The sequence below is a fragment of the Spirillospora sp. NPDC048911 genome (assembly GCF_043198015.1).
GTDB lineage: Bacteria > Actinomycetota > Actinomycetes > Streptosporangiales > Streptosporangiaceae > Spirillospora.
In genome coordinates, this window is record NZ_JBICUD010000012.1 from 193,277 (window position 1) to 214,879 (window position 21,603).

17 protein-coding genes and 1 pseudogene are annotated in these 21,603 nt (G+C 71.5%); 11 read left to right on the top strand and 7 right to left on the bottom strand.

Going from position 1 to position 21,603, the window contains the following annotated elements:
- Nucleotides 1–28 precede the first annotated feature (28 nt).
- Nucleotides 29–2,107, bottom strand: a complete 2,079-nt coding sequence (locus ACGFNU_RS42100; protein ID WP_392602235.1) for a prolyl oligopeptidase family serine peptidase — start codon at nt 2,105–2,107, stop codon at nt 29–31.
- Here ACGFNU_RS42100 and ACGFNU_RS42105 point away from each other — a divergent pair.
- The 5 genes from ACGFNU_RS42105 to ACGFNU_RS42125 all read left to right on the top strand — a co-directional run bounded on the left by ACGFNU_RS42105 (nt 2,106) and on the right by ACGFNU_RS42125 (nt 6,205).
- Nucleotides 2,106–2,291 (top strand): hypothetical protein, encoded by a 186-nt coding sequence (locus tag ACGFNU_RS42105; RefSeq protein WP_392602236.1) that lies wholly within the window; start codon nt 2,106–2,108, stop codon nt 2,289–2,291. The genes ACGFNU_RS42100 and ACGFNU_RS42105 overlap by 2 nt on opposite strands.
- Nucleotides 2,292–2,516: 225 nt before the next feature.
- Entirely contained in the window at nt 2,517–3,980 is a 1,464-nt protein-coding gene (locus ACGFNU_RS42110; RefSeq protein ID WP_392602237.1) for a protein kinase, read from the top strand.
- A gap of 175 nt (nt 3,981–4,155) precedes the next feature.
- Complete coding sequence (gene mshB, locus ACGFNU_RS42115; protein WP_392602238.1) at nt 4,156–5,046, top strand: N-acetyl-1-D-myo-inositol-2-amino-2-deoxy-alpha-D-glucopyranoside deacetylase; 891 nt, start codon at nt 4,156–4,158, stop codon at nt 5,044–5,046.
- 36 nt (nt 5,047–5,082) lie between these two features.
- Nucleotides 5,083–5,700: a DUF6113 family protein gene (locus tag ACGFNU_RS42120; RefSeq protein ID WP_392602240.1), complete on the top strand. Its 618-nt coding sequence runs from the start codon at nt 5,083–5,085 to the stop codon at nt 5,698–5,700.
- A 7-nt stretch (nt 5,701–5,707) separates the two neighbouring features.
- Nucleotides 5,708–6,205 (top strand): flavin reductase family protein, encoded by a 498-nt coding sequence (locus ACGFNU_RS42125; RefSeq protein ID WP_392602241.1) that lies wholly within the window; start codon nt 5,708–5,710, stop codon nt 6,203–6,205.
- On the opposite strand, the gene ACGFNU_RS42130 is transcribed toward ACGFNU_RS42125, so the two are convergent.
- From ACGFNU_RS42130 to rocD, 3 genes are all read right to left on the bottom strand, one after another.
- On the bottom strand, nt 6,175–7,791 hold the full coding sequence (locus ACGFNU_RS42130) for a DHA2 family efflux MFS transporter permease subunit (RefSeq protein WP_392602242.1): 1,617 nt from the start codon (nt 7,789–7,791) through the stop codon (nt 6,175–6,177). The genes ACGFNU_RS42125 and ACGFNU_RS42130 overlap by 31 nt on opposite strands.
- On the bottom strand, nt 7,788–8,411 hold the full coding sequence (locus tag ACGFNU_RS42135) for a PadR family transcriptional regulator (RefSeq protein WP_392602243.1): 624 nt from the start codon (nt 8,409–8,411) through the stop codon (nt 7,788–7,790). The genes ACGFNU_RS42130 and ACGFNU_RS42135 overlap by 4 nt, the downstream gene beginning before the upstream one ends.
- A gap of 211 nt (nt 8,412–8,622) precedes the next feature.
- Nucleotides 8,623–9,789 carry an ornithine--oxo-acid transaminase gene (gene rocD / locus ACGFNU_RS42140; protein WP_392602449.1) on the bottom strand — a complete coding sequence of 389 codons (1,167 nt, stop codon included), beginning with the start codon at nt 9,787–9,789 and terminating at the stop codon, nt 8,623–8,625.
- A 207-nt stretch (nt 9,790–9,996) separates the two neighbouring features.
- Here rocD and ACGFNU_RS42145 point away from each other — a divergent pair, with 207 nt between their 5' ends.
- Complete coding sequence (locus ACGFNU_RS42145) at nt 9,997–10,452, top strand: Lrp/AsnC family transcriptional regulator (RefSeq protein ID WP_392602244.1); 456 nt, start codon at nt 9,997–9,999, stop codon at nt 10,450–10,452.
- Nucleotides 10,453–10,919: 467 nt separating this feature from the next.
- Here ACGFNU_RS42145 and ACGFNU_RS42150 read toward each other — a convergent pair.
- Nucleotides 10,920–11,726, bottom strand: a pseudogene (locus ACGFNU_RS42150) (serine/threonine-protein kinase); the annotation flags it as partial.
- 127 nt (nt 11,727–11,853) lie between these two features.
- Here ACGFNU_RS42150 and rraA point away from each other — a divergent pair.
- The 3 genes from rraA to ACGFNU_RS42165 all read left to right on the top strand — a co-directional run bounded on the left by rraA (nt 11,854) and on the right by ACGFNU_RS42165 (nt 16,148).
- Nucleotides 11,854–12,333 (top strand): ribonuclease E activity regulator RraA, encoded by a 480-nt coding sequence (gene rraA, locus ACGFNU_RS42155; protein WP_392602245.1) that lies wholly within the window; start codon nt 11,854–11,856, stop codon nt 12,331–12,333.
- 154 nt (nt 12,334–12,487) lie between these two features.
- The gene (locus ACGFNU_RS42160) at nt 12,488–14,560 is read left to right on the top strand and encodes a M6 family metalloprotease domain-containing protein (protein WP_392602246.1); all 2,073 of its coding nucleotides are present in this window, start codon (nt 12,488–12,490) and stop codon (nt 14,558–14,560) included.
- Nucleotides 14,561–14,816: 256 nt separating this feature from the next.
- Nucleotides 14,817–16,148 carry a hypothetical protein gene (locus ACGFNU_RS42165; RefSeq protein WP_392602248.1) on the top strand — a complete coding sequence of 444 codons (1,332 nt, stop codon included), beginning with the start codon at nt 14,817–14,819 and terminating at the stop codon, nt 16,146–16,148.
- A gap of 8 nt (nt 16,149–16,156) precedes the next feature.
- Here the strand turns inward: ACGFNU_RS42165 and ACGFNU_RS42170 are convergent, their stop codons facing one another.
- Entirely contained in the window at nt 16,157–17,347 is a 1,191-nt protein-coding gene (locus tag ACGFNU_RS42170) for a Cmx/CmrA family chloramphenicol efflux MFS transporter (protein ID WP_392602249.1), read from the bottom strand.
- 91 nt (nt 17,348–17,438) lie between these two features.
- Complete coding sequence (locus tag ACGFNU_RS42175) at nt 17,439–18,011, bottom strand: TetR/AcrR family transcriptional regulator (protein WP_392602250.1); 573 nt, start codon at nt 18,009–18,011, stop codon at nt 17,439–17,441.
- A 436-nt stretch (nt 18,012–18,447) separates the two neighbouring features.
- Here ACGFNU_RS42175 and ACGFNU_RS42180 point away from each other — a divergent pair, with 436 nt between their 5' ends.
- Together ACGFNU_RS42180 and ACGFNU_RS42185 are read left to right on the top strand one after the other, a co-directional pair.
- Complete coding sequence (locus ACGFNU_RS42180) at nt 18,448–21,285, top strand: hypothetical protein (RefSeq protein ID WP_392602251.1); 2,838 nt, start codon at nt 18,448–18,450, stop codon at nt 21,283–21,285.
- Entirely contained in the window at nt 21,282–21,602 is a 321-nt protein-coding gene (locus ACGFNU_RS42185) for an SCO7613 C-terminal domain-containing membrane protein (protein ID WP_392602252.1), read from the top strand. Before ACGFNU_RS42180 ends, ACGFNU_RS42185 begins: the two co-directional genes overlap by 4 nt.
- Nucleotide 21,603 lies beyond the last annotated feature (1 nt).

The following is a 21,603-nucleotide window of genomic DNA, read 5'->3' on the forward strand; positions in this document are numbered from 1 at the left end:
GACCCGACAGCGCGCTCGCGGTGCGTGGCTAGGCCAGGTTGCGCTTTAGGAAATCTACCTGGAGGTGCAGGAGGTTCTCGGCTACCACTTCTTGCGGGGTCATGTGGGTGACGCCCGAGAGCGGGAGGACGTTGTGGGGGCGTCCGGCGGCCAGGAGGGCCGACGAGAGGCGCAGCGTGTGCGCCGCCACCACGTTGTCGTCCGCGAGGCCGTGGATGATCAGCAGGGGGCGCTCCAGCTTCCCGGCGTCCGCGATGAGGGAGTTGGCCGTGTAGTTGTCCGGCTCCTCGTCGGGGTGGCCGAGGTAGCGCTCGGTGTAGTGCGTGTCGTACAACGTCCAGTCGGTGACCGGCGCGCCGGCGACGCCCGCGTGGAACACGTCCGGACGGCGCAGCACGGCCAGCGCGGCCAGCCAGCCGCCGAACGACCAGCCCCGGATGCCGACGCGGCCGAGGTCGAGGGCCGCGGGGTGGCGCCGGGCGGCCTCCTCCAGCGCCGCGACCTGGTCCTCCAGGACGGGGGTGACGAAGTCGCCGTGGACCGCGCGGTCCCAGGAGGGGCCGCGGCCGGGGGTGCCGCGGCCGTCCGCGATCACCACGGCGAAGCCCTGGTCGGCCAGCCACTGCGCCTCGCAGTACGCCCGCCGCACCGCCAGCACCCGCTGGGCGTGCGGGCCGCCGTAGGGGTCCATCAGCACGGGCAGCCGCCCGTGGCCGGGCTCCCAGCCGGTCGGCAGCACCACGGCGGTGCGGATCTCGCGTTCGCCCGCGCGCAGGAGCTCCACGCTCGGGGTGATCACGGGCGTCTCGGCGCGGGACTTGATCCGGTGCGTGCCCTTCGCCGTGCGCACCTCGACCGTGACGCCGTGCCGGTCCAGGAGGGAGCCGCTCAGCACGGTGGTGCCGCCCGAACGCGTCCCGCCGAAGACGCCCCGGCCCTCGGTCAGCCGGGTGACGCCGTCCGGACCGTGGAGGTAGACGTGCACCTCGGTCGGCTCCTCTGAGCCCGAGAACAGGATCGAGTCGCCCTCGGCGCCGAGCACCGACCGCACCTGAAGCCCGCCCGGGGTGACCGGCTCGCCCCCGACGGTGAGCCGCCGGGTCTCGGTCTCGCGGTCTTCGGCCACCCACACCAGCTCGCCGTTGCCCGTGCGCGCGGGCAGGCCGGGCACGATGTCGGTCCAGACAGGGTCGTGCCCGGCGTGCAGCAGGACGGTCTCGCCGTTCGACGGGTCGACCTTGAGGACCCGCTGGGCCCGCTGGTCCCGCGACTGCACGACGATCAGCAGGCCCTGCCGGTCCCAGGTCGAGGTCACGACATACGGGAACTCGCCGCGGTCCCACGCCACGCCCACGCGGCCGCCGTCCACCTTCAGCAGGACGAGCGACACGATCGCGTTGGGCGTGCCCGCCGCCGGATAGGCGATCTCGGTCGCGGGCCGCTCCGGGTTGGCGGGGTCGGCGATGTACCAGCGGTTGACCGGGGTCTCGTCGACCCGCGCGGCCAGGAGCGTGCCGCCGTCCGGAGCCCACCAGTGGCCCCGCATGCGGTCCATCTCCTCGGCGGCCACGAACTCGGCCAGCCCGTACGACACCTGGTCGCTCTCGGGCGTCACCAGTGCCCGGTCCTCACTACCGTCCAGCTCGATGACGCGCAGCGTGCGGCCGGAGACATAGGCGACACGGCGCCCGGCCGGGTCGAGCCGAGGATCGAAGACCGGCGTCTGCGCCTCCAGCCCTCGCACCGTCCCGGCACGCAGGTCGGCGACGTACAGCTGCCCGCCCAGCGTGAACGCGGCCTGCCGTACCTCACGGTCCACCGCGTAGCCGACGATGCCGCCGGCCTGCTCACGCGCGCGTTCGCGGCGGGCCCGCTCCTCCGCCGGAAGGTTCTCCTCGCCGGGCACGTCCAGCGCCGTCGGGTCGGCGATCAGCCGCTCGGCACCGGTCGCGGTGTCGAGCGTCCACAGGCAGGTGACCGGGTCGTCCCCGGCCTTGGTACGCAGGAACGCCACGTACGACTCGTCCGCCGCGATCTGGAAGGCGCGCGGGACGCCGAGGGTGAACCGCCGGGTGCGAGCGCTCTGCCGCGGATAGCTGATGGTCATGGCAAGGAAGTCTGCCAGCCGCGTCCACTGGAACGGCGCCAAGTGGTCCCGCAAGGACAACCTGCGCCACCTCGAGAGTGACGGTGGCAGCGGCTTCTGGGCGCAGTCCTGGGAAGACGTTCTCCTCCACTACGTGGGCGGCAAGGTGACCGCGAGGGTCCGGTCACGGAGCCGAGGTCGGTGACCTGGCGCGGATTCCGGGGACCCGCTCGTTGTGGGCCGCCGGAATGGTCCGCGACAAGGGGAACTGGGAGACCGGCGTGATCTGGAAGTACGGGGCCTGACGTTCGGACGCGCAATCGTGGGTTGTTCTCCGTGGATCGGGAACAACCCATGATTGCGTTTTAAGCTCGCGTAGGCTCAAGGCTTTCCGCTTTACGCAAGCGTCACCGGTCAGAGGAGAAGGTCCATGCCGGAACTGCAGCCGGGTGATCCACGGCGGCTGGGTTCGTACGAACTGCTCGAACGGCTCGGCGAGGGCGGCCAGGGGGTCGTCTACCTCGGCAGGGACCCCTCCGGCAACCAGGCCGCGATCAAGCTGCTGCGGGCCGATCTGACCGAGGACGAGTCGGCGCGCCACCGGTTCGTCCGGGAGGCGCAGGCGGCCAAGCAGGTCGCGCGGTTCTGCACCGCCCAGATGATCGAGGCCGACGTCGCCGGCGACCAGCCGTACATCGTCAGCGAGTACGTGCCCGGGCCGAGCCTGTACAAGCAGGTCAAGGAGCAGGGGCCGATCACGGGGGCGGCGCTGGAGCGCCTTGCGATCGGCACCGCGACCGCGCTGGTCGCCATCCACCAGGCCGGCATCGTGCACCGCGACTTCAAGCCGCACAACGTGCTCATGGCGCCGGACGGGCCGCGGGTGATCGACTTCGGGATCGCGCGGGCGCTGGACGCGGGCCAGACCGCGGCGACCAAGGCCATCGGCACGCCCTCGTACATGGCGCCGGAGCAGGTGGCGGGGGCCACGCTCACCGAGGCCGTGGACGTCTTCGCCTGGGCGGCGACCATCGTCTTCGCGGCGACCGGGACGCCGCCGTTCGGCGACGACACGGTGATGGCCGTGATCAACCGCGTGCTGCACGAGCCGCCCTCGGTGGCGGGTGTGCCGGCGGACCTGCGCGGGCTGATCTCGGCCTGCCTCGTCAAGGAGCCGGAGCGGCGGCCGACCGCGCAGCAGATCATGATGACGCTGATCGGGACCGGGCCGCAGGAGACCCGGATGGACGACGCGGCGCAGGCCACGACGATGATGGCGGCGGGCGCCGCCGGGGCCGCGGGTGCGGCCGCCGGGGTGTCGGCGGCGGACCAGACGATGGCGTACGACCGCACGCAGCGGATGGGAACGGCGGGCGACAGGACGCTTCCGGGCACGCAGCCGCCCACGCTGCCGCCGGCGCCGGGCTACTACGAGCCCGAGCGCAAGCGGAACATGTGGCCGATCGTCGCCGGCGTCGGGGCCATCCTGCTGATCGCGGTCCTCGTGGGCGTGGTGATGGCGGCCACCGGCGACAAGAACGACACTCCCACCCCCGGGGCCTCCACGACCTCCGAGTCCGAGCCCACCTCGCCGACCGACGACGAGACGACCGAGGCGCCGAGGAAGACCAGCACCCCGACGCGGCGGCCGAGCACGCAGCCGACGACCGAGCGCCCGCCGGCGTCGCAGACGCCGACCACGCCGCCGCCCTCGGAAGACCCGAGCACGCCGCCGCCTTCGGATGACCCGAGCACGCCGCCGCCGTCCGGCGGTAGCGGCGGCGGTGGCGGAAATGGTGGCGGCGGCGGTGGAGAAGGCGGCGGCGGTGGTACCGGCGGTGGCGGTGGTGGTGGCACCGGAACCGGCACGGGCACGGGCACTGGCACCGGCTGACGGTCGAGCGAAGATCGTCCAGAGGGCGTCGAGGGATGCTCGTCTGCGGGGCGTCGAGCGGAGCTCGTCCGTTGATGGTGGCGGGTGGGGGCTGGAGGACGGTGGGTGGGGGCTGGAGGACGGTGGCTAGGGCGGGGATCCGAACCGGGGCGCGCCGTTAGTACGCTCGTTACCTATGAACCAGCCGCGGATCCTGTTCGTCCACGCGCACCCGGACGACGAGTCCATCGGGACGGGGGCGTCCATGGCCAAGTACGCGGCCGAGGGCGCCCATGTCTGCCTCGTCACCTGCACGCTGGGTGAGGAGGGCGAGGTCATTCCCGAAGAGCTGCGTCACCTGGCGGCCGACAAGGAGGACCGCCTCGGCGAACACCGGATCGGCGAGCTGGCGGACGCCTGCGCGGCGCTGGGCGTGGCCGATCACCGGTTCCTCGGCGGCGCGGGCCGCTGGCGCGACTCGGGGATGATGGGCGGCGCCTCCAACGACGATCCGCGCTGCTTCTGGCGCGCCGAGGTCGACGAGGCGGCCGCCGACCTCGTGAAGATCATCCGCGAGGTGCGCCCGCAGGTGGTCGTCACCTATGACGAGCGCGGCAACTACGGGCATCCCGACCACATCCAGGCGCACCGGGTGGCCCGGCGGGCGGTCGAGCTCGCCGCCGACCCGGCCCATGCGGGGGGCGAGCCGTGGCAGGTCGCGAAGTTCTACGCGTACGCGACGCCCCGTACCGTCCTGGCACGGGCCATCGCGGTGATGCGCGAGGCCAAGCTCCCGTTCGACCGGGTCGCCGGGCTGGACGAGCTGGGCTCGGGCGTCCCCGACGACCGGATCACCACGATGGTGGACGCCCGCCCGTACCTGCCCGCCAAGCTGGCCGCGCTGCGCGCGCACCGCACCCAGGTGTCGGTGGCGCCGGACGAGGTGGGGCCGTTCTTCGCCCTGTCGAACGGCCTGGGCCAGCAGGCCTTCGGCACCGAGTTCTTCATCCTGCTGGCGGGGGAGCGCGGCCCCGCGGCCCCCGGCGGCCGGGAGACCGACCTGTTCGCCGGACCCGCCCCGCGGTAGGCCGGTGCGGCCGTGCACCCCGATACCCTGACGTCCGTGGACAAGGACGAGGACGCCCAGCTGTCGCTGGCCAAGGACGCCGCGCCCGGCGACCCGCCGCCCGGCGCAGTGCCCGGTACCGTGCCGGGTGACCCGTCGCCCGCGGGGACGCCCACGCCGGGGTCGGCCGAGGACCCCGTGCCGGTCGTCGCGGCTCCGGCGACCATGGCGGACCCGGGCGGGGACGCGGCTCCGGCGGGGCCGGTGCTGGGGCCGCGGGCCGAGGCGTTCGTCGGCGGGGCCGCGTACGGGGCGCTCGGGCTGCTCGGCGCCCTGCTCGGCGCGGTCGGCTCGTTCCTCCAGGACTGGACGGCCGGCTCGGTCCCGGTGGCCGCCATCCTCCTCGTGGCCCTCAACCTCGGCTTCGTCCGGCTGGCGGGCTGGGCCATGGGCGGCCGGATGGGAGCGGTCATCCCCACCCTGACCTGGGCCATCGTCGTATTCCTGATGTCGCAGCAGCGTCCCGAGGGCGATCTGGTCATTCCCGGCGACCTGGCCGGCTACGTCTTCCTCATCGGCGGCCTGGTGGCCGCGGTGATCGCCGTCTCGTTGGTGCCCACCCGGCGGCAGCCCGGCGACTGGCTGCTCGGGGGTGCCGGGCGCACCCCCGGATAGGGCCGCCGTGCGATCCGAGCCCGTCGATCCGGAGCTCTACCGGCAGGTGGTCGGCCGCTTCGCCACCGGAGTGGCGGTCGTGACCACCGTGGTGGACGGTGTCGACCACGCGATGACCGTGAACGCGTTCACGTCGGTCTCGCTGGAGCCGCTGCTCGTGCTGTTCTGCGCCGAGAAGGTCGCGCGGTTCCACGAGTTCGTGCTCGGCAGCGAGCAGTGGGCGGTCTCGGTGCTCAGCGAGGACATGCACGAGGCGTCGACGTGGTTCGCGACCCGCGGGCGTGATCTCGACGGCCAGCTGGAGGGCTGGCCGCACACCCGCGGGCCGGTCACCGGCGCGGCGGTCTTCTCGGCCGCGGTGGCGGCACTGGAGTGCCGTACCCACGCGGTCCACGACGCCGGTGACCACAGCATCGTGGTCGGGGAGGTGCTGGGCCTCGACCTTCCCGACCCGCGGGGCAGGCCGCTGATCTTCTACGACGGGACGTATCGCTCGCTCGCCTGATCGCTCGGGCTCGCCGCCGGCGCCCGGTAACGCTTGACGCCGAAGCACGCCGCCGCGCCGAGCAGGATGACGACGACCGGGAGCAGCATGGTCGGCCGCATCGCGTCCACGAAGCCGTGCTTGAAGACGGCGTCGCCGAGCTGCTGGAGCTGGTGCGCCAGCCCGGGCGGCGTGCCCGGCGGGAGCTGCTGCGCAGCGCCGTGCTGGCCGGCGCCGACTTCGAGCCCGCCCTTGGCCGCCTGCGCGAAGCCGTCCACGAACCCGTCCCGGGCGCCCGGGGGCAGCGCCGCCGACCGTTCGGCGGCCTGGTCCTTGAGTGCGGTGGCCAGCTGGTTCTGCAGGACGGCGCCGACCGCAGCGCTGCCCAGCACCGAGCCGACCTGGCGGATGGTGTTGTTGACGCCGGACGCGGCGCCCGCCAGGTGGCGTGGAACGTTCCGCGTGGCCTCGGTGGCCATCGGCGCGAACACCCCGCCGACGCCGATGCCGCACACGATGAACGGCGCCATGAACGATGTCCACGACGTGCCCACGTCGGCGATGGACAGGATCCAGAACGTGCCGATCGCGTACAGCGTGAGCCCGCCCATCAGGATGAACTTGCCACCGATCTTGTCGGAGAGCCGGCCGGCGACCGGCGCCAGGAACATCGACACCACCGAGGAGGGCGCCATCACGAGCCCGGCCTCCAGGGCGCTGAAGCCCTCCACCGACTGCAGGTAGATCGTCATCGGCAGGAACATGCCGACCATGCCGACCGAGACGGTCGCGCCGACGAAGTTGAGGATCGAGAAGTTGCGGTCCTTGAACAGCGCGAACGGCACCAGCGGCTCGCTGTCCTGCTTGCCGCGCTGGTGCAGCAGGAAGACCGCGAGGAGCACGGCGGCGGCGCCGAAGAGCCCCCAGATCCAGCCGTTCCAGTCGTACTTCTGGCCCTCGGTGAGCGCGAACGTCAGGCAGAACAGCGCGGCCGACGCGAGCACCACGCCCACGACGTCGAACCGGTGCCGGACGGTGCGCGCGTTGGCGGGCAGGATCGGCACCGCCATCGTCAGCACCAGGATGCCGATGGGCAGGTTCACGAAGAAGATCCACCGCCAGTCCAGCGAGCTGACCAGCAGGCCGCCCAGGGTCGGCCCGGCGATGGTCGACACCCCGGCCACCGCGCCCCAGACGCCGAGCGCGGCGCCGCGCCGTTCGGCGGGGAACGTGTCGATGATGATCGACATGGTCTGCGGCATCAGCATCGCCGCGCCCAGGCCCTGGACGGCGCGGGCGGCGATGAGCTGGGCCGGATCCTGCGAGATGCCGCAGGCGAGGCTCGCCAGCGTGAAGAGCGTCACGCCCGCGATGAACAGGTTCTTCTTGCCCCACAGGTCACCGAGCCGGCCCGCGGTGATCAGCAGGACGGCCAGCACCAGGATGTAGGAGTTGTTGACCCACAGGACCTGGTCCAGCGTGGCGGGCAGCTTGTCGATCATGTTGGGGATCGCGATGTTCACGATCGTGAGGTCGAGCAGGGTCATGAAGAACCCCAGGGACAGCGTGAGCAGGATCGCCCACGGATTTCCCCGCCACTTGCTCATGCGTGCTCCTTGCCGGTGTCGGCGGTGTCGCCGCTGTCGATGCGGGTGTTGATGACGATCGGTTCCCAGTCCACTTGGCCTGCGGCGATGTCCTTGACGAGGCCCTGGACGTACTCCAGCTCGGTGCGCAGCTGGGCGATGTGCAGTTCACCGTCCAGCAGCCTGCACCGTTCCAGCCCGCGCTTGCGCAGGGCGTCGTAGGCCGTCTGCTGGGCCGCCACCAGGGACTCGAGGACCACCGCGCGGGTACGCAGGTGGATGAGCGCCTCGGCGGGCGGCAGCAGGGTGATGACGGCCAGGGCGGCGCCGATGAGCGGAAACTCCGGAACGTGCCGGGCGAGCAGCTCGGTCAGCCGGGCGGACGCCGCGTCCCGTCCCGCCTCGGTGATCATATAGACGGTGCGCTCCGGCCGCCGGCCTTCGCGGCTGGTCTCCATCGGCTCGATGAGCCCGGTGGCGGCCAGCCGTTCGACCGTGTTGTAGAGCGAACCGTGGGTCAGCTTCACCGCCACGTCGTACGCGCGGATGCGGATCTGTTGTTGCAGCTCGTAGGGATGCATGGGCTGCTCGTGCAACATCCTGAGCACGATCAGCGCGAGGGGGGTGATGGGGCGTGCCATGACATGTCAGCCTTAGTCGGGACTGTATTAGTCCAGTCAGACTAATCCGAATGGATGATGTTGTCATCCACTTTCACTGTGACGCAGCCCACCTTCGCCGTCGCGCGCCGTCCGGCCGGCCCGGAACGCGACGAGGGCTTCCCACGCCGTTGTGGGAAGCCCTCGTTCAGTCCCCTGCGGAGGGGAGCCTCTTCGCTGGTCGAGCCGGGTGTCAGCCCTTCAGCGCGATCTCCAGCTGGTCCAGTGCCCAGTCCAGGTCGGCGCGGCTGATCACCAGCGGCGGGGCCAGGCGGATCGTGGTCTCGTGCGTCTCCTTGGCGAGCACGCCGAGCTCCATGAGGCGCTCGCTCACCGGCCGCGCCTTGCCGTACAGCTCGATGCCGGCCCACAGCCCGCGCCCGCGCACCTCGCGCACGACGTCGTCCGGCAGCCGGCCGAGCCGCTCGTGCATGTGCGCGCCCAGCTCGCGCGACCGCTCCTGGAACTCGCCCGACCTGAGCATCGCGACGACCTCGCGGGCGATCGCGCACGCCAGCGGGTTGCCGCCGAACGTGGAGCCGTGCTGGCCGGGCTTGAAGACGCCGAGGACGCCGGAGTCGGCCACGACGGCCGACACCGGCATGATGCCGCCGCCGAGCGCCTTGCCGAGGATGTAGACGTCCGGCACGACGCCCTCGTGCTCGCACGCGAACGTGGTGCCCGTCCGGCCGAGGCCCGACTGGATCTCGTCGGCGATCATCAGCGAGCCGTTCACCGTGCACAGCTCGCGCACCGCGCGCAGGAACCCGCTCGGCGGCACGTTGACGCCGGCCTCGCCCTGGATCGGCTCGATGAGCACGCCCACGGTCGAGCCGTCCATCGCGGCCTTGAGCGCGTCGGCGTCGCCGTACGGCACGGTGCGGAACCCGGGGGTGTACGGGCCGAACGAGTCCTTGGCGTCGGGGTCGGTCGAGAAGCTGACGATCGTGGTCGTCCGGCCGTGGAAGTTGCCCTCGAACGTGATGATGTTGGCCTGGTCGGCGGGAACGCCCCGGACCTCGTAGCCCCACTTGCGGGCGGTCTTGAGCGCGGTCTCGACGGCCTCGGCGCCGCTGTTCATCGGCAGGACCATGTCCTTGCCGCACAGCTCGGCGAGCTCGGTGACGAACGGCCCGAACTGGTCGTGGTCGAACGCCCGGCTCACCAGCGTGACGTGGTCGAGCTGCCGCTTGGCGGCCTCGGTGAGCCGCGGGTTGCGGTGGCCGAAGTTGACCGCGGAGTAGGCGGCGAGCATGTCGAGGTAGCGGTTGCCGTCCACGTCGGTGACCCAGGCCCCGTCGGCCTCGGCGATCACGATGGGGAGCGGGTGGTAGTTGTGCGCGCTGTGCTCCTCAGACATCGCCCGCAGTTCGTCGGCTCTGGTCACGACGCTCCTTTCACACCGGTCGGCCCGGCCGGCCGGGGGTCGCTGGTGACACCGGGGGCGGCCCGGTGCCGACGGGGGTGGGCGGGCCGACGGGAGTGGTGGTCATCGGTCCCGGGGCCAGCGTATGTTCGGGATTGACCGGCGACCAATGACGAGATTCAACTTGGGGGGAGATATTCATTGCGTATTGACGAGCTTGACCATCGAATCGTTGCGCAGCTCCTCGAAGACGGCCGCGCCTCCTACGCGCAGATCGGCGACAAGATCGGACTGTCGGCTCCGGCCGTGAAAAGACGGGTCGACCGGCTCCGCGCGGACGGTGTCATCACGGGCTTCTCCGCGGTCGTGGAGCCCGCCGCGCTCGGCTGGACGACCGAGGCGTTCATCGAGATCTTCTGCACCGGGGCGACGTCGCCGGACGAGATCTACTCCAGCATCCGCAAGCACCCCGAGGTCGTCGCCGCCTACACCATCAGCGGTGACGCCAGCGCCCTCGTGCACGTCCGGGTGCGCGACATCCAGCACCTCGAACAGGCCCTGGAACGGCTGCGCCGCGAGGACAACATCACCGCGACCAAGACCGCGATCGTGCTGTCCCGGCTGATCGGCCGTCCCATCGACGCCCCGACGTCCTGATCGGGGCACCACCGCGAGCGGTCACAGCACCCACCGCGAGCGGTCAGAGCACCACCGCGAGCGGTCAGAGCACCACCGCGAGCACCACGAACGAGCAGACCGCCCCGACCGCGACCAGCACGGCCATCGCGATCAGCATTCCGGTGGAGTCCCGTCCGCGCGGGACGGGCGGCGGCTGGCCCGCCGCGGCGCCGTACCCCGGGGGCGGTCGCCTGCACGGGCCATGCCCCTTCCGGGCGCGTGACCGGAGCCTCGATCGGCGGCAGCATCCGCGGCCGTACCTGCGAAGGTGCCAGCACCTGCATGGAGCCGGAGGACGCTCGCTCCGCCGGGAGGTCGTCCACCGGGGCGGCCGGGAGCGGCGGCGGGGTCGGCTTGGGCGGCTCCGCCGCGTACAGCGGCAACGTGGCGGCGATCGCGGCCGGGAGCCAGCCTTCGCCGGGCGGATCCTGCTCCAGTTCGGCGAGGACGGCGTCGAGCGCCGGCCGGTCGCCGGGGTCCGGTGCCAGGCACCGCTGGACCAGGCCGCGCAGGGCGCTCGGGCATCCCGCCAGATCGGGCCGCTCGTGGTCGATCGCGATGTCGAGGTTCTCGTCGGTGGCGTGCCCGAAGGCGGTGCGTCCGGTCGCGGCGTAGAACATGAGGTGGCCGAGCGCGAAGACGTCGGCGGCCGGGGTGACGTCATGGCCCTGTGATTCATGACGCTGCGCGTCTTCGGGGGCCTGGAACAGCCGCGAGACGGTCGTCCGGACCGCCGCGGCGGCACGGGCGGTCCCGCAGTCGACGATCACGGGACCGGCCGCGGCGAGCAGCACGTTGGACGGCTTGAGGTCGCCATGGACGACGCCCGCGCCGTGAAGGGCCCGCAGCCCCTCGGCCAGCCCGGCGATCAGGGTCCGTACCGCGTCGGTCGGCAGCGGGCCGTGCTCGGCGACGGCGCGGACGAGCGAGGGCCCCGGCACGTGCTCGGTGGCGAACCACGGGCGCTGCGGCCCGTCCGGATGCGAGTCGACGATCGTGGCGACGGCGCGGTGCCGCACGTCCTGGACCGCCCTGACCTCCTCCTGGAGGCGCCGCCGGAACTCCGGGTCGCCCGCGTACCGGGGGCGCGCGACCTTGATCGCGAGCCGCCGCCCGCTCTGCGTCGTGGCCAGGTAGACCTGGCCCATGCGGCCCGCGCCGATCCGGGCGAGCACCCGGTAGCCGCCGACGAGCGGCGGATCGCCGGCCTCGAGCGGTTCGAGGGCCGCGGCCGGCCGGGCGGGGGACTGCATCGGTGACCTCCTGCGGGAGTTTGTCCAAGGTTCTATCGAAAACAGGCGCCCGCTGTCAGGCGGCACGCCCCTGCTCTTGCCCGAGCCGCCGCCGGGGCCGGGGGTTACCAATGAGTAGGATCAGCTCATGGACTTCGCCACCGCTGACCTGATCGACGACTTCGGGGACGAGCTGCGGAGCTGCGAGATGCAGTTCCGGCAGTACGGCGCGCGCACCACGTTCGGCGGGCCGATCGCGACCGTGCGCTGCTCCCGCGACAACGCCCTGGTCAAGCAGCTGCTCAACAGCCCCGGCGAGGGCCGGGTGCTCGTCGTGGACGGCGGCGGCTCGCTCGCGTCCGCGCTGATGGGCGACATGATCGCGGCGGCCGCGGTCAAGAACGGCTGGGCCGGCGTCGTCATCAACGGCGCGGTCCGGGACGTCGCGGCGCTCCGCACGATGGAGCTCGGCGTCAAGGCGCTCGGATCCAACCCCCGCAAGAGCGCCAAGGACGGCGCGGGCGAGGTGGACGAGCCGGTCACCTTCGGCGGCGTGGAGTTCCGCGAGAACGACTGGCTCTACAGCGACGAGGACGGCATCGTCGTGGCCGCCCGCAAGCTCGTCTGAGCCATCTCCGCCTAGGCGAAGCGGGCGCCGCTGCCCTGGCCGTCCCACCTGTCGTCACCTGCCAGCCGGCCGCCGGGAACGTCGGCCACTCCAGCCCTTGATCAAGAAGGGGCTCGTCTCTACCGTCTCGGATGACATTTCAGACAGGGGAGACATGAACGTCAAAAAGATCCTCTTGGCGCCCGCCGTGGCAGCGATGCTGCTGTCCGCGGGCCTGGCGGCCGCCCCGGCCACCGCGCAGACGAAGGCGCCGATCCCGAAACCCACCCCGAACCCCTGGCAGATGCGGCACTGGCCACAGACCCAGCCGTGGCAGCAGGGTCAGCAGGTGCGGACGTTCGCGGCGCCCGGTGCCCCGAAGCCGATCGACCCGCAGAACTACGAGATCCCCGACACGATGACCTGGGACGACTACCGCGAGATCCCGGGCGCGAACTGGGCGGATCCCGCGAAGAAGGGTTCGATCAAGAACTTCAAGGGCGCGGTGGTCCTCGTCGACTACCCCAACCAGCCGTTCGTGGTCACCCAGCCCAAGAACTCGACCATCTTCGGCAACCCCTCCGTCGTCAGCGACGTGCCGCAGAACAAGGTCGCGCAGTTCTACCAGGACTTCCTCAACAAGCCGCAGGACCTCAACCGCGGCCACACCCTCCACGAGTACTGGATGGAGGACTCCGGCGGCCGGTACGGCGTCGACCTGAAGGCGTTCGGCGCGTACCGCATGACCGCCAAGGACCACGAGTACGGCGTCGGCCAGTTCCAGGACGGCACCGGCTGCCCGGCCGGCGACACCTGCAACCGGGACATCCGCGCGGACGCGCGGAAGGCGTGGATCGCCGACGTCGGCGAGGACACCGCCAAGCAGTTCGACTTCGTCTTCTTCCTCACCGCCGGGCAGGACGAGTCGTCCACCTGGCAGGAGTTCGGCCAGATGAAGTTCCCCACCAAGGAGGACGTGCCGGACGAGTGGGGTCCGGACGACCCGGCCCTGCCGAACTGGATCAAGACCCGCTACGTGGAGTGGACCTCGTGGCAGGCCGGTTCGACGCACTGGCCGAACGCGGTCACCGGCAGCTCGACCCAGGCCGAGAGCTCCGGCATGGGCGTCTACGCGCACGAGTTCAGCCACATCCTCGGGATCGGCGACAACTACAACAACCCGTACGGCGTTCCGCCGCGGCGCGCGTACACGGGCCCGTGGGAGATGCTGAGCCGCGGCAGCTTCAACGGCCCCGGCGGCCCGCACAGCCGCTGGATGATCCCCGCGACGGGCGGCGCGTCCATGGGCGCGCAGCACACGCTGCGCAACAAGCTCAAGCTGGGCATCGTCGACACGAAGAAGGTGCTGCAGCTCGATCGGGCGACGCTGCCGAAGGACGGCACGGTCGTCGCCAAGGTGACGGCGCGCGCCGTGCAGCCCGGCAAGGGCTCGCTGGCCGGCATCAACGTGCGGCTGGGCGCGGGTGACACGGCCGACCGGAGCCCGGCCTGCGACACCACCAAGGACCCGCTGTGCGACGGCGGCAAGTACAACAACTACACGCTCGAGGTCGTCGACCGGATGGGCTTCGACTCGTTCACGCCGGACTCGGGTGTGCTGCTGGCCAAGACCAAGGACGCGGACAACGCCCCGTTCATCTGGGTCAAGGACTCCAACCCGCAGGACATCGACAAGGTCGACTACGTCCTGCCGAACGGCCAGCAGGTCAAGATGACCATCGGCGACTACCGGCAGCTGTCGGACGCGCTGATGCACGCGGGCACGAACTCCGGCAGCGAGTACGAGCACGTGGACGCGGCCAACCGCCTGCACTTCTACGTGCTCGACATCAAGCGCGACCGCAAGGGCGTCCTGTCCTACACCGTCGCCGTCCGTTCCCTGGACGGGGCGGGCTCGCAGCGCCGCAACGTGAAGGTGGACAACGGCGTCGCGCGTCCGGCCGGCTCCGGCTGGGTCAAGTGCACCGTGCCGCTGCGCAACTCCGGCAAGGGCGGCTCCGGCGTGTACGGCTCGGACGTCTTCCGGCTGAGCGCCTCGGCGACCGGCAAGGGCTGGACGACGCTGCTGCCGAACGCGCTGGCCACCGCCAAGGCGGGCGGTGCCACGGCGGTGCAGGTCTGGGCGAAGGCCGCTCCGGGCGCTGACCGCAAGGCCAAGCTCGTGGTGAAGGCGACCTCGGAGAGCGACCCGACCAAGGTCGACACCGGCAACTGCCGCCTCCGCTAGGAGCCCCGGCTCGCCCGCGTCAAGGGGCCGGTCCCGATCGCGACGATCGGGGCCGGCCTCGCGTTTGTCGCGACCCGCGTTCGTCACGTTCCGCACTGTTACGGACGTCACGTTCGGCCGCCCGCATTGGACCGTGCCAATCAACGGGCCTCTGACCTGCGCGAACTGTCCCAGGGTGAGCAGAGTGCCGCTTTTCGTGATCTTTTGCCGGAAAGGAGGTGAATGTTACGTTCCATGATCCCCTGGAGGTGATCATTTGAACGTCCGGCGCTCCCTCGTCGTCGTCGCCTCGCTGGCGACGCTGGCGGCCGGTGTACCCGCATACGCCTACGTGTCTTCAGATGAAGCGAGTGAGGCCGAGACGGTCGCCGCGGCCGCGCCCAGCAAGAGCGCCTACGTGCTCAAGGTGGGCAAGGGCCCGGCCGGCGGCGCTCTCGGCGGGATGGCGAAGAGCCTCAAGACGAGCAGCGTCACCGCACTGCTCAACGACAAGGCGGGCAATCGCAAGGGCACCCGCAAGGGCGCCTGCGCCACCAAGGCGGCGGCCCCCAAACAGGGCGACTGGTTCTGCTTCAACTCGGGCGACACCAAGACCGCCCAGTGGTACCCGCAGGGCGTCACCGGCACGTCCGACGCCCAGGCCGACGAGTCGTGGGGCAAAGGCAACAAGGCCCTGCTCGTCAGCTGGTACGACAACAGGAAGGACGGCTATCACAAGAGCGCGCGGGTGACGTTCGTCAACCTGAAGAACAACACCTACCGCCACGCGCTCCTGGTCTGGCCGTACAAGAACGCCACGGGTAAGACCACGTACGAGCCGGTCGGCACGCACGGCACGGACAAGGGCATCCACGCCGGAGGCCTCGCCTGGTACGGCAACCGGCTGTACGTCGCCGACACCAACACCGGCATCCGTGTCTTCGACATGCGGCAAATCTTCGACCTGGGCAAGAGCAAGAACGGCTCTACCAAGAAGCCCTCGTGGATCGGTCTGCACGGCAAGACCTACTACGGATACGGCTACCGCTACGTGATGCCGCAGGTCGCCTCGTACGTGCCGAACACGCGCTCTGGCAAGCCCTGCACCGGCACCGGCACGCCCAACCACTCGTGGCTGTCGATCGACCGGGCGGGCAAGGACAAGCTCATCACGGGCGAGTTCTGCACGGGCGGGGCCGGTCGAGTCGCCGCGTTCCCGATCGGGAGCAAGGGCGGCAGCGACCTGGTGATGGACACGAAGGGCCGTGCCAACCCGTCCTACGTGGTCAACCTGCCGGTGACCAACGTCCAGGGCGGCGTGGGGACGCGCGGCAACTGGTGGTTCACCCGCAACGTGCCCAAGTCGGAGAAGCCGCTCGAACCCGGCACCGTCCGCAACCGCGGCCAGCTCGTCAGCGCGAAGTACGCGGGCGGCAAGTTCACCATCCTGTCCAGGCCGACCATCTCGTACGGCCCGGAGGACCTGTCGTGCTACCGGGGGACGCACCAGGTCTGGACGGTCGCCGAGCATCCCGAGAAGCGGCAGACGAAGAACGGCAAGTGGCAGGGGCGCGTGCTCTACGGCATGCCCGCCAAGCAGTGCCGCTGACGTGTTAGTCATGCGTCCGTGAAGGCCGGTACGGAGTGAATCCGCTCCGTGCCGGCCTTTCGGCGTTGCAGCACCGCCGCCCACGCCACCGTGCCGAGCGCGGCCAGGCCCAGCGCCGCGCCGATCCAGGCGACGGAGGGGTAGCCGAGCCCGCCGCCGATGGCCAGACCCCCGAGCCACGGACCGGCCGTGATGCCGACGTTGAACGCGGCGACATTGGCCGCGGCGGCGAGCGTCGGAGCTCCCTCGGCCAGCGCGAACACCCGGGTGTTGAGCGCGGGATTGGTGGCGAACCCGAACGCGCCCAGCAGGAACACCAGCGCGACCACCGCGATCGCCGTCCCGGCCGCCAGCGCGAGCGCCACCGAGATCACGGTCAGGCCCGTGACGCCCGCGAAGAGGGTTCGGAAGGGATGCGCGTCCGAGGTGCGGCCGCCGGCGGTGATGCCGAGGAGCGCGCCGACCCCGTACACGGCCAGCACCGCGGGCACCCAGCGTTCCGGCACACCGGTCGTCCCGGTCAGCAGCGCGCCGAGATAGCCGAACGTCACGAGCAGGGCGCCGGTGGACAGAGCGGTCGTGCCGTACGCCAGCCACAGCCGGGGCCGGGCCATCGTCCGCAGCTCGCGCCGCAGCTCCGGCGTCTCCGCCGGGCGCCCGCCGGGGATCGTGGCGGTCACGCCGGCCATCGCGACCGCCGACAGCGCGGCGACCGCCCAGAACGCGGCACGCCAGCCGAGGTGCTGGCCGATGACGGTGCCCGCCGGAAGGCCCGCGATCGTGGCCACGGTGAGCCCGCCCGCGACGACGCTCATCGCCTTGCCGCGCGCGTTCGCCGGGACGAGGCCGAGCGCCGCCGTCGCCGCCACCGCCCAGAACCCGGCGTACACGAAGGCGCCCACGACGCGGGTCGCGAACAACACCCAGTACCCGGGCGTCAGCGCGCCCACGATGTGCGCCACGATGAAGACCGCCAGGAACACCAGCAGCGCGTCCCGGCGTGGCCATCGCAACGTCACCACCGCCAGGACCGGCGCGCCGACCAGCATTCCGAGTGCGAACGCGGAGATGAGCAGGCCCGCCTGCGGGACGGAGACGTCCAGATCGGCGGCCATCTCGGTCAGCAGCCCGGCGAGCATGAGCTCTGAGGTGCCCTGCGCGAAGATGGAGAACCCGAGGATGTAGATGGCCAGTGGCATCGGCGCGCCTCCTGTTTTAGATTGATCGGTACAAAATTTGCACAGCAGAGAGCGGCGGCTCTGGGCCCTCGCGTTCAGAGGCCGCCGCGCTTTAGAGAGCGGTCAGTGCGGTGCCGGCGATCCCCGCCAGGGCGTCGCGTCCGGCGCCACCGCGCTTCGCCACCTGCATCCCGCTGATCGTGGCGTTCACGAACTGGGCGAGATCCCGGGCGTTCCTGCCCGCGTCGATCTCGCCTCGGCGCTGCCCGGCCTCGATCGCGGCCGTGACCGCGTCGAGCCGCCGCTCCAGGTCCTTGCGGAGCGTGGCGGAGACCGCCACGTCGTGCGGGCCGAGCTCGACCGTCGAGTTGACCACGAGGCAGCCGATCGGATCGTCCACCGGAGCCTCGATCACCTGCCACAGGAGCGTCCGCACCTTGTCCCTGGCCGGGGCGTCGCCCTCCAGCAGCTCGAAGACCGCCGCGTTCTTGCCGTCCATGTAGCGGCTCAGGGCCCGTTCGAAGAGATCGTGCTTGCTCTTGAACGTGTTGTAGATGCTGCTCCGTCCGAGGCCCGTCGCGTCGCAGAGATCCTGGGTCGAGGTGCCCTCGTAGCCCGCGGTCCAGAACGCGCGCATCGCCGCGTCCATCGCCCGCTCTTCATCGAACTGCCTCGGTCGTGCCATGTCCCCGACCCTAGCATGTTTTGGATCGATTGGTGCAAAATGGATCGGTGTCCGGTTTACGCCGTTGCCCGGTCTGGCGGGCGTCCGCGTCGTACGCTGCCCGCAATTGAAGATCGACAGGGGTTGGTCCATGGACGCCGACCATCGAAGCGATCCCAGTTGGCACTGGGGTCCGCCGCTCCCCGAAGCCGAGGCCATCAGCGCCGAGCCGGCCGAAGTCAACGCACGCCTCTGGCAGATCGAGCGGGAACGCGCAGACCTGTGGGACAGGCAGCGGGAACTGCTCGCGAGCCTCGATCACGCCCAGCACACGACCGCAGCCGTCGCGCCGACATCGCCACCGCCCACGCCGACGCCGCCGCTACGCACGCCCACGAGGCCGTCACCGCCATCAGCGCCGCCGACGTCACCGCCATCACCGACGCCATCGCCATCGATGCCCTTGCCCTTGCCGGAGAGGGCGCGACGCGACCTGTCCCAGCGGGCGGTCCAGAACCTGCTGCTGCTCTTCGGCGGCCTGCTGCTGGCCGTCGCGGCGATCGTCTTCACCGTGGTCAGCTGGGGGCACCTTGGCGTCCGCGCGGGCGTCCTGGCGACGGTCACCGCGATCACGCTCGCGGTGCCGTGGCCGCTCGCCCAGCGCGGGCTGGCCGCGACTGCCGAGACGATCGCGTTCATCGGCCTCGTGCTCGTGCCGCTGAACGCCGTCGCGATCGGCAAGGCGGTGAGAGGGGACGAGGCGCCGGCTGGTTCGCGGGGTGCCGTCGACGGCGACACCGCCACGTTCTGGGCAACCTCGCTGGCCGTGGCGTTGATGGCGGCGGGGTGGGCCTGGTACGGCAAGCACGCTCCGCTGCGGCTGCCGTACCCGACCGCGATCGTGCTGGCCCAGGCGCCGCTTCCGCTGGCCGCGTGTGCCGTCGGGCTCACCCCGACCGGGATGGCGCTCGCGTTGTGCGTCACGGCCGGATTCGACCTTCTTCTGTACACGCTGGCGCCCAAGCACGCGCGGGTCGAACGGACGGTCATCGCGGCGGCCGGGGTTCTGACGGCGAGTGTTGGCGCCGGGCTTGCCCTGATCGTCTCGTTCGCTCCGGGCTCGGACGGGGCGGCTGTGCGGGTTGCCGCCGTCCTGGTCCTGGCTGCTGTCTTGGCGGGATCGACCGCACGTCTTCTCGATCCGGGCTCTCCGCCTTCGTACGCGGCACAGGCGGTCTCGGGCGTCTGCTTGGTGGCGGCCCTCGCGACCCCAGCCGCTGCCGTCCTCCCTGGTGAGTGGGTGTGGGATCCGGCCGCGTACGCGGTCTCCTGCTTGGTCGTTCTCGCCGCTTCGCTCTGGGCGCCCGGCTGGTTGCGTGCGGGGCTCGTCGGCGCGAGCTTGCACGCACTCGCGCTGACCGCTCTGCTGATGACGCCGTACGTGATGACGGCGCTCTTCGGCCCGCTGACGTGGGTCGGCGCGATATGGGCGGCTTCGCCTGTCCGGGCTCGTGAGACGGCCTGGCCGGACTTCGTGTGGCATGGCGCACCGGCCGTTCCCGTGGTCATCGCCGCGTCGGCTCTCGTGGCCGGGGTCGTGTCCGTGCGACGGCGTGGCCTCATGCATGCGGCCTTGGTCCTGGGCTCGGTCGCTGTGCTCACGCTGCCGATATCCGGCGACATGCCGCATACCGCCGCCGTCGTGGTCCCGCTCGGGCTCGCGTTGGCGTTGGCAGGCGTGGCGGCGGGCACCCGTGTTGAGGGGCTGGCCGCGACGAGCACTCTCGTGGCCGGATTCGCCGCGTTGCTGGCCGTGGCTGGTTCGCTGGTGCGCGAGAGCACGACCGTGCTGGTCGTCGGGATCGTGTTCGTGCTTCTTCTCGCGGTCGCCTTGCTGGCTCGGACGGAGGTGCCGCGTGTCGCCGGCGCCTCCGGGGCGGTGGTGGCGGCGGGCGGTTTGGCGTGGGCGGTCTGGGCCTGGCAGTCGCCTGACAGCAGATCGGCGGTCGTCCCGTTCCTGCTGCTCGCCATACGAGCCGTCGCGCTCGCCCTCGCGGCGCTCCCGGCCTGGAAATCCCGGCGGCCCGCGCATGTGCGTGTGTTTGGTCTGGCGGCCGAAGTGCTCACCGTGGCGGCCGTTTTCTACGTGCCCGCAGACCGTGGGCTCCTCGCGCTCACCTGGGCGATCGCCGCCATGCTGATGGCGGTGGGCGCCTGGATGAACAGTGGCCCGTCGCGTCTCGCGCATGTGGTCGCCGCGTCCCTCCTGGCCTTTTGCGCGCCGCTGCCGCTGGGTGAGGCGTTCTTCACCGCGCTCTTCGGCCCGTACGCATGGATGGGAGAGAGCTGGGGCGGGGTGGAAGCCGCCGACAGCGCCCGCGCGGTGTTGTCCCCGGACTCGCCGGCCTGGCACGCCGAGCCGATGCTCGTCCCGGTCCTGCTGCTCGCCGCGTCCGCCGCCGTCCTCGCGGCCGCCGCCCAGAGCGGCTGGGCCGCGACGGGCGTCGTCCGGGTGCTTCTCCCCGCCGTGCTCACGCCGTTGCCCCTCGCCGCCGATCTTCCTTACTGGGCCGCGCTGGCCTTCCTGGTCGCCGTCACCGCGGGCTTGGCCTGCTGGGCGGCCGTCGCGCGCGGGCCGACGGGGGCGGCGGCGCTCTGGACGGCGTCCCTCGCCGCGTCCTGGTCGCTCGCCGGACGGCCCGCCACGCTCGCGGTCCTGGCAGTGCTCGCACTGATCGCCGCCGTGTTCGCCCGCTGGGGCAGGGACACCCCGGAGGCCGGGGTGGCGGCGGCCGTCGCGTCGCTCGCCCTCGGCGCGGAGGGGGCCGCGGTCGCGTTGTCGGAGGGGCTGCCGCGCGAGCACGCGGCCTTCGTCGTGCTGGCCGTCGCAGTGCTCGTCCTCCGGTCTGGGGGGCAGTTCACGGCGGTCATGCGGGACACGCTGCTCGGCACCGGATCCGCCCTGCTGGCGGTCGCTGCGGGCATGGCCGTGCCGTATCCGGAGCCGCTGTCCCTCGTGCTGGCGGCTGGCGGTCTCGCCCTGGTGACCGCCCACAGGTGGATCGGGCTGCAGATAGCGGGCCTGCTGACCGCAGGTGTCGCAGTGCTCCTTCACCTGCCCGCGCTCACCGAAGCTTTGCTCGGCCCGTACTTCTGGATCGACCGGGTCTGGACCGGCCCGCGTGAGCTCGACCCGGGAGCACCCGTCGTGGTCGGAATCGCCGCGCTCGCCGCAGCAACTGGATGCGGCCAACGGCTTCCTCGTGGGCGATCTACGGGCCGACCCTGGCGTTGACCTTCGTCCCGAGCCTGGCCGTCGCGTGGAGCGATCCGGGCCTGACCCGCCCACTTCTCCTGGGCATTGCTGCGTTCGCCGTGACCTTGGCAGGAGCACGGACCCGCCTCCAAGCACCCCTGCTGCTGGGTGGCGGCGTGCTGGTGTTGAACGCGGCGCACGAACTGGCCCCGGCATTGCTCGAACTCGTCGGCCAGGGACCGCGCTGGGCACCGATCGCGGTCACGGGGCTGGCCCTGCTCTTCATGGGCGCGACGTACGAACACCGCATCCGGGACCTGCGCCGCCTCCGCACGTCCATCGCCGCCATGCGCTGAC